Annotated in this window: 16 protein-coding genes; 7 read left to right on the top strand and 9 right to left on the bottom strand. The window is 63.1% G+C overall.

The window, feature by feature from the left end:
* Positions 1-61: 61 nt before the first annotated feature.
* On the bottom strand, positions 62-1579 hold the full coding sequence (locus tag ACFPB1_RS09315) for a carboxypeptidase M32 (RefSeq protein WP_379224354.1): 1518 nt from the start codon (positions 1577-1579) through the stop codon (positions 62-64).
* Between the two features lie 132 nt (positions 1580-1711).
* Between ACFPB1_RS09315 and ACFPB1_RS09310 the strand changes: the two genes are divergently transcribed.
* Both ACFPB1_RS09310 and ACFPB1_RS09305 read left to right on the top strand, forming a co-directional pair.
* Complete coding sequence (locus ACFPB1_RS09310; RefSeq protein ID WP_379224351.1) at positions 1712-2092, top strand: iron-sulfur cluster biosynthesis family protein; 381 nt, start codon at positions 1712-1714, stop codon at positions 2090-2092.
* Positions 2089-2652: a beta-class carbonic anhydrase gene (locus ACFPB1_RS09305; RefSeq protein WP_379224349.1), complete on the top strand. Its 564-nt coding sequence runs from the start codon at positions 2089-2091 to the stop codon at positions 2650-2652. The genes ACFPB1_RS09310 and ACFPB1_RS09305 overlap by 4 nt, the downstream gene beginning before the upstream one ends.
* Positions 2653-2777: 125 nt before the next feature.
* On the opposite strand, the gene ACFPB1_RS09300 is transcribed toward ACFPB1_RS09305, so the two are convergent.
* Positions 2778-3320: a DUF309 domain-containing protein gene (locus ACFPB1_RS09300; protein WP_379224347.1), complete on the bottom strand. Its 543-nt coding sequence runs from the start codon at positions 3318-3320 to the stop codon at positions 2778-2780.
* Between the two features lie 132 nt (positions 3321-3452).
* On the opposite strand from ACFPB1_RS09300, the gene ACFPB1_RS09295 reads away from it, so the two are divergent.
* From ACFPB1_RS09295 to ACFPB1_RS09275, 5 genes are all read left to right on the top strand, one after another.
* Positions 3453-3878 carry a hypothetical protein gene (locus ACFPB1_RS09295; protein WP_379224345.1) on the top strand — a complete coding sequence of 142 codons (426 nt, stop codon included), beginning with the start codon at positions 3453-3455 and terminating at the stop codon, positions 3876-3878.
* Positions 3879-3880: 2 nt separating this feature from the next.
* Complete coding sequence (locus tag ACFPB1_RS09290; protein ID WP_379224343.1) at positions 3881-4159, top strand: YxcD family protein; 279 nt, start codon at positions 3881-3883, stop codon at positions 4157-4159.
* A 194-nt stretch (positions 4160-4353) separates the two neighbouring features.
* Entirely contained in the window at positions 4354-6279 is a 1926-nt protein-coding gene (locus ACFPB1_RS09285) for a glycosyl hydrolase family 18 protein (RefSeq protein ID WP_379224341.1), read from the top strand.
* Between the two features lie 95 nt (positions 6280-6374).
* Positions 6375-6722 (top strand): bacillithiol system redox-active protein YtxJ, encoded by a 348-nt coding sequence (ytxJ, locus tag ACFPB1_RS09280; protein ID WP_379224339.1) that lies wholly within the window; start codon positions 6375-6377, stop codon positions 6720-6722.
* Between the two features lie 220 nt (positions 6723-6942).
* The gene (locus ACFPB1_RS09275; protein ID WP_379224336.1) at positions 6943-8625 is read left to right on the top strand and encodes a family 10 glycosylhydrolase; all 1683 of its coding nucleotides are present in this window, start codon (positions 6943-6945) and stop codon (positions 8623-8625) included.
* Positions 8626-8950: 325 nt separating this feature from the next.
* Here the strand turns inward: ACFPB1_RS09275 and ACFPB1_RS09270 are convergent, their stop codons facing one another.
* The 7 genes from ACFPB1_RS09270 to ACFPB1_RS09240 form a co-directional block, all read right to left on the bottom strand.
* Entirely contained in the window at positions 8951-9751 is an 801-nt protein-coding gene (locus ACFPB1_RS09270) for an ABC transporter permease (RefSeq protein ID WP_379224334.1), read from the bottom strand.
* Positions 9732-10523, bottom strand: coding sequence for an ABC transporter ATP-binding protein (locus tag ACFPB1_RS09265; protein WP_379224332.1), 792 nt, complete (start codon positions 10521-10523; stop codon positions 9732-9734). Before ACFPB1_RS09265 ends, ACFPB1_RS09270 begins: the two co-directional genes overlap by 20 nt.
* A gap of 24 nt (positions 10524-10547) precedes the next feature.
* On the bottom strand, positions 10548-11564 hold the full coding sequence (locus ACFPB1_RS09260) for an ABC transporter substrate-binding protein (protein WP_379224330.1): 1017 nt from the start codon (positions 11562-11564) through the stop codon (positions 10548-10550).
* A gap of 244 nt (positions 11565-11808) precedes the next feature.
* Positions 11809-12462: a DUF7002 family protein gene (locus ACFPB1_RS09255; protein ID WP_379224541.1), complete on the bottom strand. Its 654-nt coding sequence runs from the start codon at positions 12460-12462 to the stop codon at positions 11809-11811.
* 166 nt (positions 12463-12628) lie between these two features.
* Entirely contained in the window at positions 12629-14296 is a 1668-nt protein-coding gene (locus tag ACFPB1_RS09250; RefSeq protein WP_379224328.1) for an ABC1 kinase family protein, read from the bottom strand.
* A gap of 13 nt (positions 14297-14309) precedes the next feature.
* Positions 14310-14624 (bottom strand): phasin family protein, encoded by a 315-nt coding sequence (locus tag ACFPB1_RS09245; protein ID WP_379224326.1) that lies wholly within the window; start codon positions 14622-14624, stop codon positions 14310-14312.
* 316 nt (positions 14625-14940) lie between these two features.
* The gene (locus ACFPB1_RS09240) at positions 14941-16116 is read right to left on the bottom strand and encodes a sugar ABC transporter permease (RefSeq protein ID WP_379224323.1); all 1176 of its coding nucleotides are present in this window, start codon (positions 16114-16116) and stop codon (positions 14941-14943) included.
* Positions 16117-16121 lie beyond the last annotated feature (5 nt).

Genomic DNA, 16121 nt, shown 5'->3' with positions numbered 1-16121 from the left:
ATTCGTTTCTTCATTATCTGTTTCTTCATTGTATTCGATTCATCGCGCTGCGGCGCTGAGGCTACAGCTTGTAAATGTCGGCGTACTTCTTCTTCAGGTACGCCACGAGGTAATCGGGGTCGAGCGGCTTGCCCGTGATGCCCTCGATCAGCTCGGACGGCGTTCTCAGCTTGCCGAAGCGGTAGATTTTGTCCGTCAGCCAATCCTTAATCGGAATCAGGTTGCCGGCCTCGACGAGCTCCCAGACGTTCGGCAGCGCGCGCTCCAGCGTATCCGTAATTTGCGCCGCGTACATGTTGCCGAGGGAGTACGACGGGAAGTACCCGAACGCGCCGCCCGACCAGTGGACGTCCTGCAGCACGCCTTCGCCGTCATGCTCCGGCTCGATGCCGAGGTACTCCTTGTACTTCGCGTTCCACAGCGCCGGCAGTTCGGACGCCTTCACGCCTTCGTTGAAGATCAGCTTCTCGATCTCGTACCGGATGATGATGTGCAGGTTGTACGTCAGTTCGTCCGCTTCGATCCGGATGAGCGAAGGCCGGACGACGTTGGTCGCGCGGTAGAAGTCTTCCACCGGCACTTCGAGCTGGCCCGGGAAATGGCGCTGAAGGTCGCCGTAATAACGGCTCCAGAAGCTCCTGGAGCGGCCGATCACGTTCTCCCAGAAGCGGGACTGCGACTCATGGATGCCCATCGACGTGCCGGTCGCGAGCGTCGTGCCGACCAGGTCCTTGCTGATGTTCTGCTCGTACAGCGCGTGACCGCCCTCGTGAATGGTGCCGAAGAGCGCGCTCGTCACGTCATCCGCCAGGTAGCGCGTCGTAATCCGCACGTCGCCCGGGCTCAGGCCCGTCGCGAACGGATGCACGCTCTCATCGAGACGGCCGGCCGCAAAGTCGAAGCCCATTTGCTCAAGGATGAATTTGCTGAACTGCTTCTGCGCATCCTTCGGATAGTCCTGCTTCAGGAAGCTCGTATCGGGCTGATGCGGGGACGCCGCGATCGCCGCGGACAGCGGCACGAGCTTCTCACGCAGGCCGCCGAACACGCGGTCGAGCTGCGCCGTCGTCATGCCCGGCTCGTACATGTCGAGCAGCGTGTCGTAGCGGGTGCCCTTCACGCCCCATAGATCGATGAACTGGTTCGTATAGTTGATGATCTTGTCGAGGTACGGCTCGAACGACGCGTAGTCGCTCTTCGCCTTCGCCTCTTCCCACATGGACTCCGCCTGCGAGGTCAGGACCACGTATTCCTGGTACAGCTTCGGCGGGATTTTGACGCTGCGGTCGTAATCCTTGCGGGTCTCCGTCACGAGCCGCCGCTGCGTCTCGGTCAGGGTCTCGTATGTATCCGGCGCTTCCAGCGCGGAGAGCCATTCGCCCAGCTCCGGCGCCGTGGACAGCTTGAAGGACTGCCCGGACAGCTGTCCGATGGCCTCCGAGCGGACTTCCACGCCTTTGCGCGGCGCGCCCGTGCGCAAATCCCAATACAGCAGGGCCAGCGCTTCTTCGTAGCTCTTGATTAGCGCGATGCGTTCCGTAAACCGCTGCAGCGCTTCGTTTTCATTCGCTTTCGTCACGTTTCGTCCACCTCTCCTAGGGTTACGTTTTGGTTTCTACTTGATCATACTTTTTGCACGCCGTATAATCAACTTTAATCCAAGCGCTCGTCTTCGATTACCCGCCAACCTGCGCGGAAAGGAGCCCTCATCATGCAATTCACCTTCACGCCGGACGCCGTGGGCCAGCTCGAAGGCCCTCTCGCCGATACCGGCAAAAGCCTGAAGCTGCTGTACGACACGGAAGGCTGCGGCTGCGTCATGAACGGCGTGCCGACGCTCGCGATCGTCCGCGAGCCGGATCCGAACGACAAGCTCGGCGAAGGATCCCCGTACTCCGTCTGGTACGAGCCCAATTACGAGGTGTTCTTCGAACCCGAGTTGAAGATCGACTACAACATTGCGCGCAACGCCTTCGTGCTGAAGAGCGACAGCCAGATCTACACGGCGAACCTGCGGCTGCTGAGTAACCCGCCGCCTATATTGCGGAGCAGCCCTCCGCCAGAACTGCGAATTGAGGAGGAACCGGCTTGAGCACGATCGACAACATGTTGGCCTTCAATGAACGGTTCGTGGAGAATCGCGAATACGAACAGTACCGGACCGACAAATTTCCCGAAAAAGAACTCGCGATCGTCACCTGCATGGACGCGCGGCTGACTGAGCTGCTGCCTAAGGCGCTTAACCTGCGCAACGGCGACGCCAAAATCATCAAAAACGCCGGCGCGATCGTCACCCAGCCGTTCGGGAACATCATGCGGAGCATCCTGGTCGCCGTCTACGAGCTCGGCGCCCGCGAGGTCGTCGTCATCGGGCACCATGATTGCGGCATGACCGGCCTGAACTCCAAGATCGTCGTCTCGCATATGCACGAACGCGGCATTTCCGAGGACACGGTCCGCACGCTGAACAATTCCGGCATTCAGCTGGACCGTTGGCTGACCGGCTTCGACAACGTCCAGGAGAGCGTCGAGCGAAGCGTCGGCATCATCAAGAACCACCCGCTTCTGCCGGCCGGAACGCCGGTGCACGGCATGATCATCGATCCGACGACGGGCAAGCTGGACCTCGTCGTCGACGGCTACGGCGAATAAGCCGTCCGCCGTTCCGCAAAAAAAGCTTCGCGCCGACGGGACGTACCCGTGCGGCGCGAAGCTTTTTGCCGTTATGCCAGGCGCGGCGCCCCGGCCAGCCCTACGGCCGGATGCGACGGCCGCGCTCAGCCGTTCCGCGGCTTCGCGTCCCGGGCGCGCTTCGCCACCGCCGCGGCCGCGCGCGCGGCGATCACCTCGCTGCGGTCGCGAAGCGCGTGGCGATGGACGAGCGCCGGCTCCGTCCCGCTCGGCAGCGCCCATCCGAGGCCGGCCGACGCGGCCCGCTGCCGCAGCCGCGCGAGGAGGCGCGCGTCCGCGATCGGCAGCGTCGGGTCGGCGAACGCTTCGCGCCGCTCAAGGGCCGCGAGCCGTTCGTCGATCATGCCGGGCAGCGCGCCGCCGTCGAGGCCCAGGCGGTCCAGCTGCTCCGGCGCGAGCCGCCGCCGGGCTTGCGCGAACATTTTCACCGCGCCCCGCAAGTTCCCCCGCCGGTGATGGTACGCGCCGACCGCGAGCTGGATCAATCCCACCCACGTCTCGCCGAATCCGTCGCCGGGATGCGCCTTCCAATAGGCTTCGAGCAGCTCGTGGCACTCGAAATAGTCCCGCGTCGCGTGAAACTCGTATAGATACGCCTCGTAATCGTCCGGATACTCTTCCTTTTCCATCGTGATCCCCCGTTTTTCCGACGTCGTGCCCGATGAAAGAATGAAATCTGAAACCTTTGATTATATTAGACGTAAAAGTACCGAAGCGCAATAAGTCCATAGCAACCAAAAAACACAGGAGGAGACAAGCATATGAAGAAGGGGCTACTAGTATTGATGGCATTCGCGCTGTTCTTCGCGTTCACCGCGTCGGCAGCCGACGCGAAACCGCGGGGGGGCGGATTCAAATCTCCGCGTCAGAGTTTCACGCAGACGCCGTCCAAGCCGGCCGATAACGTGACGAAGACCCAGACGGGCACGACGAAATCAGGCGCGGCGACGAACGCGAACCGCGGATTTTTCAGCGGCGGCAGCTTTATGAAGGGCCTGATGATCGGCGGTCTCGCCGGCATGCTGTTCGGCGGGCTGTTCGGCAACATGGGCTTCTTAGGCAATATCATCGGCCTGCTGGTCAACGTATTGGCCATCTACGTCGTCATCGTGCTGATCAGCGGCATCGTGCGCTACTTCCGAAACCGCAATAAGCCGGCGCATCCCGGCAACCGGAGACCCTATTAATCATGCGGATTTACACGGACGAGATCATTAACGCCGTGTGCCTCCACATGGCGGAGCGCCGAGGCGTTTCGCCGACAGATGTCGAAGTGCAGTTGTCCTGGGAGGAGCAATACGGCTATACCGCGGAGGTTTGGGTGAAGGGCCGCAGCCAGTTTCTCATCGAAGCGAACCTGCTGGAAGCGATCGAACAATATTTGCTGAAGCAGTACAACCTGCGCAAATACCGCTCCCAGATTACGCTCGACGCCGACGAGGAATTTTGGGCGGACATCGAGGATTGATGCTATGAATAGAACGGGCGCAGCCGCTGGCTGCCCCGTTTTTTTGTCGCGCGCCGGCGGCAGCTGGATACTGACGCGAGTCGCCGAGCGTCCGAACGCGCTGTTTCTTCTACGAAAATTGTCGAACTTCCGCAACCTCGTCCCGATTGGCGCGTTTAACGCTATACACCGGGAGAGGAGTGTTGGACTCGCATATGCACAATCGCAGCAAATGGACAGCCGTGATCGCCCTAACGTTGGCCGTGCAGGCCGGCTTGGCGGCGTTCGCCGTTCCGGCCGCGCGCGCCGCCGACGGAACGAAGAATTACCGGGTCTATCAGAACGACAAGCCCATCCGCGACTTTCAGACAAGCGCCGGCGCCATCGCCTATGCCAAAGGATACGCGTACGCCCATGTCGAGCGCATCACGGGCCGCCAATGGATCTGGGACGATTTTCCGCGCTACAAGGTGTACGAGAACGGGGTGTCGTCCCCGGGCCGCGAATTCCGGACGCTGCGGGAAGCGGAGCAGTTCGCCGCCAAGACCCGCTTCGCCCAGATCCGCGATCTGGAGGCGCCTGGCTTCGTCGAGAGTAAATTCCCGCATTTCCAGGTCTATCAAGGAGACAAAACCATCGCAAGCGGGTCGTTCGCGACGCTTGCCGAAGCCAAAAAAGCGGCCGGCACATACGCCGGCGCGCATATCATCGACTTGTCCACGAACCAATGGGTGTGGGACAATATTTCCGATGCCCGCGCCGCCGCGCTGCGGCAGTCGAAGCCAGCGTACAGCGTTGTGAAGGACGGCGTTTTGGTCGGCGATAAGGGATACGGCTTCCTGCTCGACGCGGAACGCGCCGCGAACGGACTGCCCGGCGCGACGGTCGTGAATACCTCGACCAGCCAAGTCGTGCACCGCAATACGCCGACGTTCACGGTCATGCAGTCAGGCCCGGCGGTCAAGTCCTTCTTCGGCATTGACGGCGCGATCGCGTACGCCAAGAAGCTGGCCGGCGCTGCCGTCAAGAAGGACGGTCTCACCTGGTGGACGAACCTGCCCTACTTGTCCGTGTTCCAGGGCGATAAGCTGCTGCGGACCTTCAACGCCCGCAAGAGCGCCGTGGCGTACGCCGCCGGCTATAAGAACGCCTCCGTCGTGACGGCGGACGGCCGGACGATCTGGAGCAGCGCCAAGACGCTGACGTTCCTCGGCTGGAACGGCGTTTCCGATACGGACACGGTGCTCTCGCAGCTCGGCCGGACGCAAGGGCTGGACATCGACTCCCCGTCCTGGTTCGAACTCGCGGCCGCGGACGGATCGTTCACGGACGATTCCGATCCCGCGCTGGCCGCCTCCGTGCGCGCCTCCGGCATCAAGCTAACGCCGCTCGTGAGCAACCAGTTCGACGCCAAGCTCACGAGCGCGTTCCTGCGCGATCCCGCGGCGCAAAACAGCTTCATCGCGAAGCTCGTCGCCAGGCTCGCGCAGCTGAAAGTCGCGGGTGTCAACGTCGACTTCGAGGGCCTCGCCGGCGGCGACCGCGACCGCTACACGGCGTTCCTCCGGTCGCTGACGTCGGCCGCCCATAAGTCCGGGCTGACCGTGTCGGTCGATCTGCCGCGCGGCGACGTGCTGTGGGACGCGCAGACCGCCTACGACCACGCCGCGCTGGCCGGCATCGTGGATATGATCGTCCTGATGGCGTACGACCAGCATTGGGAAGGCAGCGACCAGGCCGGCTCCGTCGCGGGATTGGCTTGGACCGAGGAAGGCGTGCGGCAATTTCTGGCCTACGGCATTCCCCACGGCAAGCTGATGCTCGGCATTCCATTCTATGCGCGCGAATGGCGCGTCGATGCTGCCGGCGGCCTCGTCGACAGCAAGGCGCTCCTCATGAAGAGTGTCGGCGCGCTCATCCAATCCACCGGCGCGAAGGGCGTCTTCGATGCCGCTTCCGGCCAGACGAAATACCGGTACGCCGGCAGCGACGGCTACACGCACGTGTTCTGGTCCGAGACGGCCGAGACGGTCAAGGCGCGCGTCGCCATCGCCAAGAAATACGACCTCGCCGGAGTCGCGGCATGGCGGCTGGGCTTCGAGCAGGCCGAGCTGTGGCCGGCGCTGCTGACGCTGAAATAGCGCCGGACCGGACGAGTGGTGCTTCGGATGCGGTTATGGTATGATGTGAAGCGAAGGTACTGTAACTCATTTCATAACAGTTAGGAGAATGCGCCATGTCGCAGCCATACAAGGAAATTCAAACGGTCGAAGAATGGAAAGCCGCGCTGGAAGGTTCGGCTTCGCGCCCGCTCGTCGTGTTCAAGCACAGCACCACGTGTCCGGTAAGCGCGAACGCGTACAACGAATTCACGAGTTACCTGAACGGCGGCGACGCCGACACGAACACGGACTACGTGCTCGTCAAGGTCATCGAATCCCGCCCGGTCTCCAACCAAATCGCGGAAGATATCGCGGTCAAGCACGAGTCGCCGCAAATCATCCTGATCAAAGATAAAGCCAAGTACTGGACCACTTCCCACTGGTCCATCACGGCCGCGCACATGAAAGCGGTCATGAACTAAAGGCGGTTCGCCGCATTAACGCGATGTATACAAGCCCCGGACTGGCTTCGGGCTGCGGTTTCCGCAGCGCGCCGGTCCGGGGCTTTTCGTTCGTATCGGGCCGTTCGCGGATCGTTCGCGGGGTCGTTCACGGTCAGCCGCCGCCGACAGATTTCGCGTTCGTGCGCAACTTCGCGCCCCTCCGGCACGTCTAACGGATTAGTAACTTTTAGGAGGCTTTATGAAACCGCTTATCTCTCGCACCTCGTTTCGCCGTCCGCGGGCAGGCCGGCTGCTGCCCGCCCTGCTCGTCGTCCTGTCGCTCGCGCTGCCGCCGCGCTTCGCGGCTGCCGCGTCCGGGAGCGCGCCCGGCGAAATCGCCATCTACCTCGAAGGCGCGCGCTTGAACTCGGACGTGCCGCCGTATATCGTGCCGAAACTGAATCTGGCCATGGTGCCGCTGCGCGTGATCGGCGAAGGGCTCGGGGCGACCGTCGACTGGTCGCCGGCCGCGCGAACCGTGACGATCCGTCAGGCGGATACGCTCATTACGCTGAGCAGCGGCCAACCGACCGCCGTCGTTGACGGGGCGCAGGTCAAGCTGGACGGCGCGGCTCAGGTCGTCTCGGGCAGGGTCATGGTGCCGCTGCGCTTCGTCGGCGAGTCGCTCGGCCTGACGGTCGCCTGGGATCCGGCCGCCCGCTCGATCTCGCTGCACGATCCCGACGTCGCCGTACCGGATCCGGGCTCGGATCCCGGTGCCGGACCTTCCGTACCCGGCTCGAATCCGGGCACGAACCCCGGTTCGAACCCGGGTGCCGGCACGGCGGGCCTGCGCGGCGCCTGGATATCCACGGTGTACAATCTGGATTGGCCGAGCGCGGCCTCGGCCGGCAACGCGGATAAGCAGAAGACCGAGTTCGTGCAGCTGCTGGACGATCTGCAAGGCATGGGGCTGAACGCGGTATTCGTGCAGCTGCGCGCGGCCGGCGACGCATTGTACCCGTCCGCTCTCGTGCCGTGGTCCAAGTACTTGACCGGGACGCAGGGCAAAGCGCCGACGTTCGATCCGCTCTCGTTCATGATCGCGGAGACGCATAAACGCGGCATGGAATTTCACGCGTGGTTCAACCCGTTCCGCGCCGGCCTCGACGCCAAGACGGGCGGGCTCGCCCCGAACCACGTCATGCTGCAGCATCCGGAATGGATCGTCCTCTCGGGCGGCAAGCCGTATTTGAATCCGGGCCTGCCCGATGCTCGCCGCCACATTATCGACGCGATCATGGATGCCGTGAAGAACTATGACATTGACGGCGTCCACCTGGACGATTACTTCTATCCGACGAGCGCCGATTTTCCGGATTCCACTGCCTTCGCGGCCAATAATCCGCTGAACTTGAAGCTCGCCGATTGGCGGCGGGCCAACATCAACGCGTTCGTGAGCGAACTCGGCCAAGCGGTTCATGCCGCGAAGCCGGGCGTCCGCTTCGGCATCAGCCCGTTCGGCGTCTGGCGCAACAACAACGTCGACCCGACCGGTTCGCCGACGCGGGCCGGCGTGACCGACTACGACAACATGTACGCCGACGTCCGGACCTGGATCAAGAACGGCTGGATCGATTACGTCGCGCCGCAGCTGTACTGGAGCTTCGACACGCTGGCGGCGCCGTACGGCAAGCTCGTCGATTGGTGGTCGAATGAAGTGAAGGGCACGAACGTGGACCTCTACATCGGCCATTCGCCGTATAAGCTCGGCACATCGGAGGCGGGCTGGCAGTCCGCGAACGAAATCATCCGCCAGCTGGACTACGGCAAGTCGCATCCGGAAGTGGACGGCGACGTGTTCTTCAGCGCCAAGGATTTGCGCGGCAATCCGCTTGGCATCAAGGACGCGCTGCGCGGCTACTACGCCGCCGGAGGCTAGGCGCCAAGCGGAGGCGGACAGCCCGCCGGCGCTCTTGAAAGCCGGTCGGCCGCCGCGGCGCCATTCCGCCGCCGCAGCACGACAAACGCGAACGCCCCAGGTTGCCATCCATCGGATGGAGCCCGGGGCGTTTACGTTTTCGGCGAAGCCTATCCGTTCGGCGCGCGGCCCGCTTCGGGCCATCGCCGCAGTGCCTTTCCGACCGCTTGCGACGCCGGCACAAACATCGAACAGCCGCATCGTCCCAGGCGGGATCCCGATGCGGCTGCGAGTTATATGGGGCTATACTACGCATCGGTGTTCTCATCCCTTTCGGCTCCCGCCGTCACGGCTCGTAATGGTACCTCTTGCGCGCGAACCGCTCGAGCACGTTCACCAGCCCGTAGAGCACGACCGACAGCAGCGCCAGCATGGCGATGCTCACCATGACGAGATTCATCTGGAACACTTGGCCGCCATAGATGATCAAGTACCCGAGCCCCGCCTTCGACGACAGAAACTCGCCCATGATGACGCCGACGAGCGTGAGCCCGACGTTCACTTTCAGCGTCGCGATGAGATGCGGCACACTGGCCGGAAGCAGCACCATGCCGAGCATCTGCGCCTTGGTCGCGCCGAACGATTCCATCAGCTTCAGCTTCGTGCGGCTGATATCCTTGAACCCGTTCTCGATCATGATGATCGTCACGATGATCGAGATTGCGACCGCCATGCCGTACACCGAGTACTGGTCGCCCAGCCAGATGAAGAAGATCGGACCGAGCGCGACTTTAGGCAGCGCGTTCAGGACGACCATGTACGGGTCGAGCACCTTGGACGCGAACGACGACCACCAGAACAGCGTCGCGATGACCATGCCGGCGAGCATGGAGACGACGATGCCGACCAGCGTCTCTCGCGTCGTGACGAGCAGGTGACGGAATACAGTGCCCTCCGCGACCTGCTCGCGGAACGACGTCCACATCTGGGACGGGCTGCTCGTGAGCATGGAATCGACCCAGCCCGCGCGTGCCGCGAGCTCCCAGATCGCCAGGAAGGCGGCCAGCAGCGCGAGCCGGACGAGCCAGATCAGCCGCTGCCGGCGCTTCTGGATGCGAAGATAACGTTCATATAGCGGAGACGGCATGGTCCTCGAGCTCCTTCCAGATCGCGTTGAAATAATCGTGGTACTTCGCCGCCTGCCGCTTGCTCCACGGCGACAATTGCCCTTCGTCGAAGACGATGTCGTGGATCGCCGAAATCGTGCTCGGCCGCTTGGACATGACCATGACCCGGTCTGCCATGCTGATGGCTTCCGACAGGTCGTGCGTGACGAGCACCGCCGTCTTGCCTTGGTCCTTGATGATGCGGAACACTTCCTCCGACAGCGTCAGCCGGGTCTGGTAGTCGAGCGCCGAGAACGGTTCGTCCAGCAGCAAAATATCCGGCTCCGCCACGAGTGTCCGGATCAGCGCCACCCGCTGGCGCATGCCGCCGCTCAATTGGACAGGAGAATGGCGGACGAAGTCGCCGAGTCCGTACCGCTCGAGCAGCTCCAGCCCTTTCCGCCGCGCGGCCGCCTTCTCCATCCGCCGGATCTCGGCCCCGACGGTGACGTTGCCGAGCACGTCCCGCCATTCGAACAGATGGTCGTGCTGCAGCATGTAGCCGACCTTGGCCGAAGGTCCCGTCACCTCGGCGCCGTCGATCGCGACGTTCCCCCGCGTCGGCTTCAGCATGCCGGAGACGAGGGAGAGCAGCGTGCTTTTGCCGCAGCCGCTCGGCCCTACGATGCTGATGAACTCGCCCTTGCCGATCGATAGGTCGATGCCGCGCAGCGCCTCGGTCTCTTCCCTCGGCGTGAAATAGCTCAGCCCGACGCCGCTCAGCCGGATATGCTCCTCACGCGCTTCCCGCATGCCGCTCCCCTCCGCTGCCATGGCTCAATCCGTCTCTCCGAGCTTCTGCACGAAGCTCATGTCGACGACGTCTTCCATGTTCGTTACTTTGTCTTCCGCCTTCAGCACGCCGTTCTCCACGAGGACGTTCTGCAGGATATCGAACTGCGCCTGTGTCAGCACCGGCTCGGTCGGCCACACGCCAGCCTCCTTGTAACGGTTGACCGACTGCAGGATGAGATCGTCCGGCGTGCCGTCGAAGAACGGCTTCAGCGCCTTTACGATGTCGTCGTCCGACGCGGTGTTCAGCCATTTCGCGCCTTCGGTCACCGCCGCCGTGAACTTCTGGATGACCTCCGGATGCCCCTGGATGTAATCCGACGTCGCCACGTACGACGTCTCGGGATAATCGCCGAACCCATCGGCGAGCGATGCGACCAGATACGCCTTGCCTTCGTTCACGAGCGTCGAGGCGACCGGCTCGAACACTTGAATGAAATCGCCTTGGCCGCTCGTGAAGGCCCCTGCCATCGCGGTCGAGGCGATGTTCGTGACGACGTTGACGCCTTCGATCTGCTCCTTCAGGAGCACGGAGTTCAGCACCATCTGCGGCGAGCTGCCGGGACGCCAGCCGATGACCGTTTTGCCGGCCAAGTCGCTCCAGGCGAAATCGTCGAGCTTCTCCCGGGACAGCAGGAACGAGCCGTCCTTGGCGGTCAGCTGATGGAACGCCTTGAGCATCTTCTCGCCCTTCTGGTTGAAAATGTAAATCGTCGTTTCCGGTCCGACGAGGGAAATGTCCGCCGTGCCGGCGATCAGCGCCGCCGCGCCTTTGTCGGAGCCCTGCGCGGTGTTCATGTCGACGTTCAGCCCCTGCTGCTCGAAAAAGCCCTGCGACATCGCCACGTAATGCGGCGCGTAAAAGATGGACCGGATGACTTCGGAAAATTTCACCGTTGTCAATTCGTCCTTGCCCTTGCCCGAGTCTTGGCCGCAGGCCGCGGCCATGACGAGCAGCAGGGCGGCCAGCAGCAGCAGGACGGGCTTCATCGTTCTGCTCATATCTTTCTCTCCTTCATCTGATGAACTGCGGATGTCCGCGTTTCGGGGGTGTATGTGAACGGTTCGCCCGGAACCGGTTATATTCGCAAGCTCTCCGTAAACGCGAAAAAGAGCTTCGAATAGGTTATATCCTATTCAAAGCTCTAGGCGGAGGTTCTTCGCCGGCGGCGTTTTCATATGGGGATAGCAGGGCGAAATGGCAATCTAGCTGACATGACGGCACCGTCATAGTTTCGGCCGGGGCTCATGACCGGCGGACCGGCGCGTCCGCGGCGAAGTCGTCCAGCGAAGCGGCGAGGCCGGCCCAGCGGTCCGGCGCGTCGGCCGCGTCCTTGACGTAGAGTCGCCTGAGGTGGCGGCTCACTTCGCGTACGGCGCCTTCCACCAGCACCTCCTTCACCTCGGACGGCTTCGCGGGCACCGGCGCGTCCGACGGCGTGCCGAACGCCGCCAGCGGCAGCAGCATCGCCGGGCTCTTCAAATAGCCGCAGCGCTTCGGGAAGCGGGGCGAGCTGCCGGAATCGTACTTGGACAGCTTCGCCGCGTCCTGATTGGCCGCGAGCAGCGAAGCGGCATCCAGCTCCAGCACGGCGAACCGCCCGCCCGGCTCCCGCCGCGCGTATGTCTCCAGCATCGCGAGGCAGTCCCGCCGCGTCGGCCAGAAGAACACGTGCCGGTCCAGGCAGGCCCGGAACCGTTCGACGCTCCAGCCCGGCGCCATCATGGCCGGAGATATGCGCAGATGCGCGTTAACGGTCACCGCCCGGCCGTCCTCGTGCGAGGTAACGGCCGACGGCCGTCGTATCCCGGAATCGTCCCCCGTGATCGTCAGACTGGACCGAAGCGCATCGGCATGCGCGATCGCCGGCAGATTGTCCGCCCGCGTAAAATGAAACAGCGCCTTGCGGCCTGGAGCCCGCGTCAGCGCCGCGATGATGGCGTTCGTATCCAGCGGCGTTCCCTCCTCGTGCTTCGGATGATCGGAAAAAGCCCCGAAGCGAATTCGGGGCTAGTCACATATGCGGATAAGGACCTGTAAACCGCTCGCCTGTAAGCTGCTCGCTTCAGAAGCGGCCCGAACGGAAAATCGCGAAGATCAGCCACAGAAACATGAACAGCGCGGCGATGAACCCGATGTCGATGATCGGAATCCGCCAGATCAGCGCTTGCGTATGAGTCAGGGCAGAGCCGATGATGAGCCCGACCATCAGGATGCTGAGCGACAGCAGCACGATGCTGAAGGACAGCCGGTTGCTGATCCGGTCGAGCTTCTTCGCGAGCAGATCCGCCTGCGGCGAGACGAACTCGACGCGCAGCTTGCCCTGCCGGATGATGCGCGACAGCTGCTTCAGGCTGAGCGGCACTTCGCCGAGCAGATCGAAGAGGTCCGGGATATCCTCCAGCCAGCCCTTGACGATATTGCGGGGATCGAGCCGCTCCAGGAACAGCCGCTTGCCGAACGGCTCCGCCACGTCGAACACGCTGAAGGAAGGGTCGAGCGCCGTGACGACGCCCTCCATCGTCAGCAGCGATTTGCCGAGCAGCGTCATCTCCGACGGGATGCGAATCCGGTGCCGGAACGACAGCGCGAACAGGTCGCCCACGATTTCGCCGAAGCCGATCCGGTTGAGCGGCACCTTGTAGTACTTCTCCCGCAGCTCGTCCACGTCGGCGCCGAGCGCGTCGAGGTCCGCGTCCTCCGGGATGACGCCCATGTTGGAAATCGCCCGGATGACGCCCTTCGAGCTTTGGTTCCGCATGGCGATGACGAAGGAGACGAATTCTTTCTTCATCCCCGGATTGAGCCGGCCGACCATGCCGAAATCGAGCAGCGCGAGACGGCCGTCGGGCAAGGCGAGCACGTTGCCGGGATGCGGATCGCCGTGGTAGAGGCCGGCGACGAGCACCTGGTGCAGGATCGTCGTCGCGAACCGGCTCGCCAGCTGGCCGGCGTCGAGTCCCGCCCGCTCCAGCTGGCCGCGGTCGGAGAGCTTGATGCCTTCGACGAACGCCATCGTCAGCACGCGCTTCGAGCTGTAGTCCCAATAGACCTCGGGCACTACGATGTTCGGCTGGTCTTGGGCCAGGAAGCGTTCGGCATTGCGCGCCTCGAGGTTGTAATCCAGCTCCCGGCGCAGCGTGTGGGCCAGCTCGTCGACGATCTCGCCCAAACGGTAATTGCGGGCCCATTCAAGCGCGCCCTCGGCCAGCCGGGCCAAGTCCGCCAGGATGTCGAGGTCCGTATCGATGATCTTCTGAATGCCCGGACGCTGCACCTTGATGGCGACCCGCGTGCCGTCCAACAGGCGCGCCTCGTACACCTGCCCGATCGAAGCCGCGGCCAGCGGCTCTTCGGAGAAGGAGCGGAACAGCCGGCCGACCGGCGCGCCGAGCTCCTCTTCGATGATGTTCGCGATGTCCGCGAACGGGACGGGCGGTACGTTGTCCTGCAGCCGCTCCAGCTCCGCCACGATGTCGGCCGGGATGAGGTCGGGCCGCGTGCTCGCGATCTGCCCGAGCTTCACGAACGTCGGACCGAGCTCCTCCAGCAGCAGGCGGATGCGTTCCCCGACGCTCTTGTTCAGCAGTTCCTTCCGCTCGTCGCTCCGGAAAAACATGATTTTGTCGGTCAGGCCCACCTCGTGGGAGAAGTAGCCCAGTCCGCCGCGTGCAAATGCCGAAGCGATCGTCCGGTAGCGCTGCAGCTGCCGCAGCCGTTTACCCGCGCTCATCGGAGGCCTCCCCTCACGGCTCGGTAGGGTTCCGCCGCTCCCGCTCCAGCGCGTCCAGACGCATCTCGATGCGCGCGATGTCCGCTTTGGTGGCGTATTTGCCTTCCCGCTCGCCCAGGATCGCCTGCACGCGTTCGCGCGCCATCGTCTCCACCTGCCGGCGCAGCTCCTCGCCCTTCACGAGCAGCTCATCGACGAGCGCCTTGGACTCCGCCTTGCCGATTTCGCCTTTCTTCACGAGCTCGTCGAACGTTTTCTCGACCTGCTCCTTGCCGGCGAGCGCCAGGCCGAGGCCCAGCGTGATCGCTTTCCCGATCGTATCCTTCATGCCATCCACGACTCCTTCGGAATAGGTTTGCTTGCTGATACGGTATGCCTGCGCGATGCGATAGTGTTTCCTATGTACCATTATACCCGGCGATTCCCAAGCTTACCAATTCCGAACCGCAATTCGTCCTGCCTCGCGCCCCGGCGCCGGGCGCCTGCGGACAATCAAACTAGACATCGCCGATCGCGCGTTCAGTGTCCGGCCTCGGGACCGAGCCCGGGAGCATAATTTGTCCTTCATCGCCCGAATAACGCAAAAAATCCGGCAGCCGTCTAGCCGGCGGCCGCCGGGTTCCCGAAAGGTGCGTCTTACGAGTCTACGCCCTCTTCTTGCGGGTCATGACGTCGAAGACGACGGCGATCGCCAGCACGGCGCCGCGGATCATGTACTGGTACGAGATGCCGACGCCGAGCAGGTTCATGCCGCTCGACAGCGACGCCATGACGATCGCGCCGATGATGGAGCCCGTCACCTTGCCGACGCCGCCCGCCGCGGATACGCCGCCGACGTAGGCCGCCGCGATGGCGTCAAGCTCGAACAGCGTGCCCGCCGTCGTCGTCGCGGACTGCAGCCGCGCCGTGAACAGAATGCCGGACAGCGCGGACAGCATGCCCATCGAGCCGAACACGACGTAGGTGATCTTCTTGACGCTGATGCCGCTCAGGTGCGCGGCCTCCGGATTGCTGCCGACGGCGTAAATATGCCGCCCCAGCACGGTCTGCGTCGTCAGGAAGTGATAAACGGCCACGATCAGCACCATGATGATGACCGTCCAGGAGAAGCCGTTGTAGCCGGCGATGATGTACGTGATGTACGCGATGATCGCGGAGACGAATACGAGCTTCAGCGCGAACATCCGGTTCGAGATGACCTCGAAATTGTACTTCAGCTTGCTGCGCCGCTTCGCGGCCTCGCCGTACAGAAACAGGACGATGACGACGGCGCCGAGGATCAGGGAGAGCAGGTTCAGCCCGCCGACCTTGGCGATCGCCGGGATGAATCCGTTGCCGATCGCGTTAAAGCCCGCGTCCTTGACGATGATCGTGCCGGTGTCCTCCGTCACGCGCAGCAGCGCCCCTCGGAAGATGAGCATGCCCGCGAGCGAGGCGACGAACGACGGAATGCCGATCTGCGCGACGAGAAAGCCGTTGAACATGCCGATGACGACGCCCATGACGAGAATGATCGGGATCGTAAGGTAGACCGGCACGCCCAGCTGCGTCAAGAATATCGCGGCGATGGCCCCCATGAACCCGGCCGCGAACCCGACCGACAGGTCGATGTGCCGGATTACGATGACGAGCGTCATCCCGACGGCCAGCACGGCGATATAACCTGTCGCGTCCAGCAGATTGCTGATGTTGCGCGACGACATGAACAGGCCGTCCGTCAAGATCGAGAATGTCAGCATGATGACGAATAAGGCGATGTACATCCCGTACTCGCGGATGTTGACCTTGACGAGCGACCTTGCTTCCTTCATGAAATTCATACTGC

This window comes from Paenibacillus sp. GCM10023250, from assembly GCF_042653205.1.
GTDB lineage: Bacteria > Bacillota > Bacilli > Paenibacillales > Paenibacillaceae > Paenibacillus_Z.
Note: the sequence above shows the minus strand (reverse complement) of the source record. Positions and strands in the feature narration are given on the sequence as shown.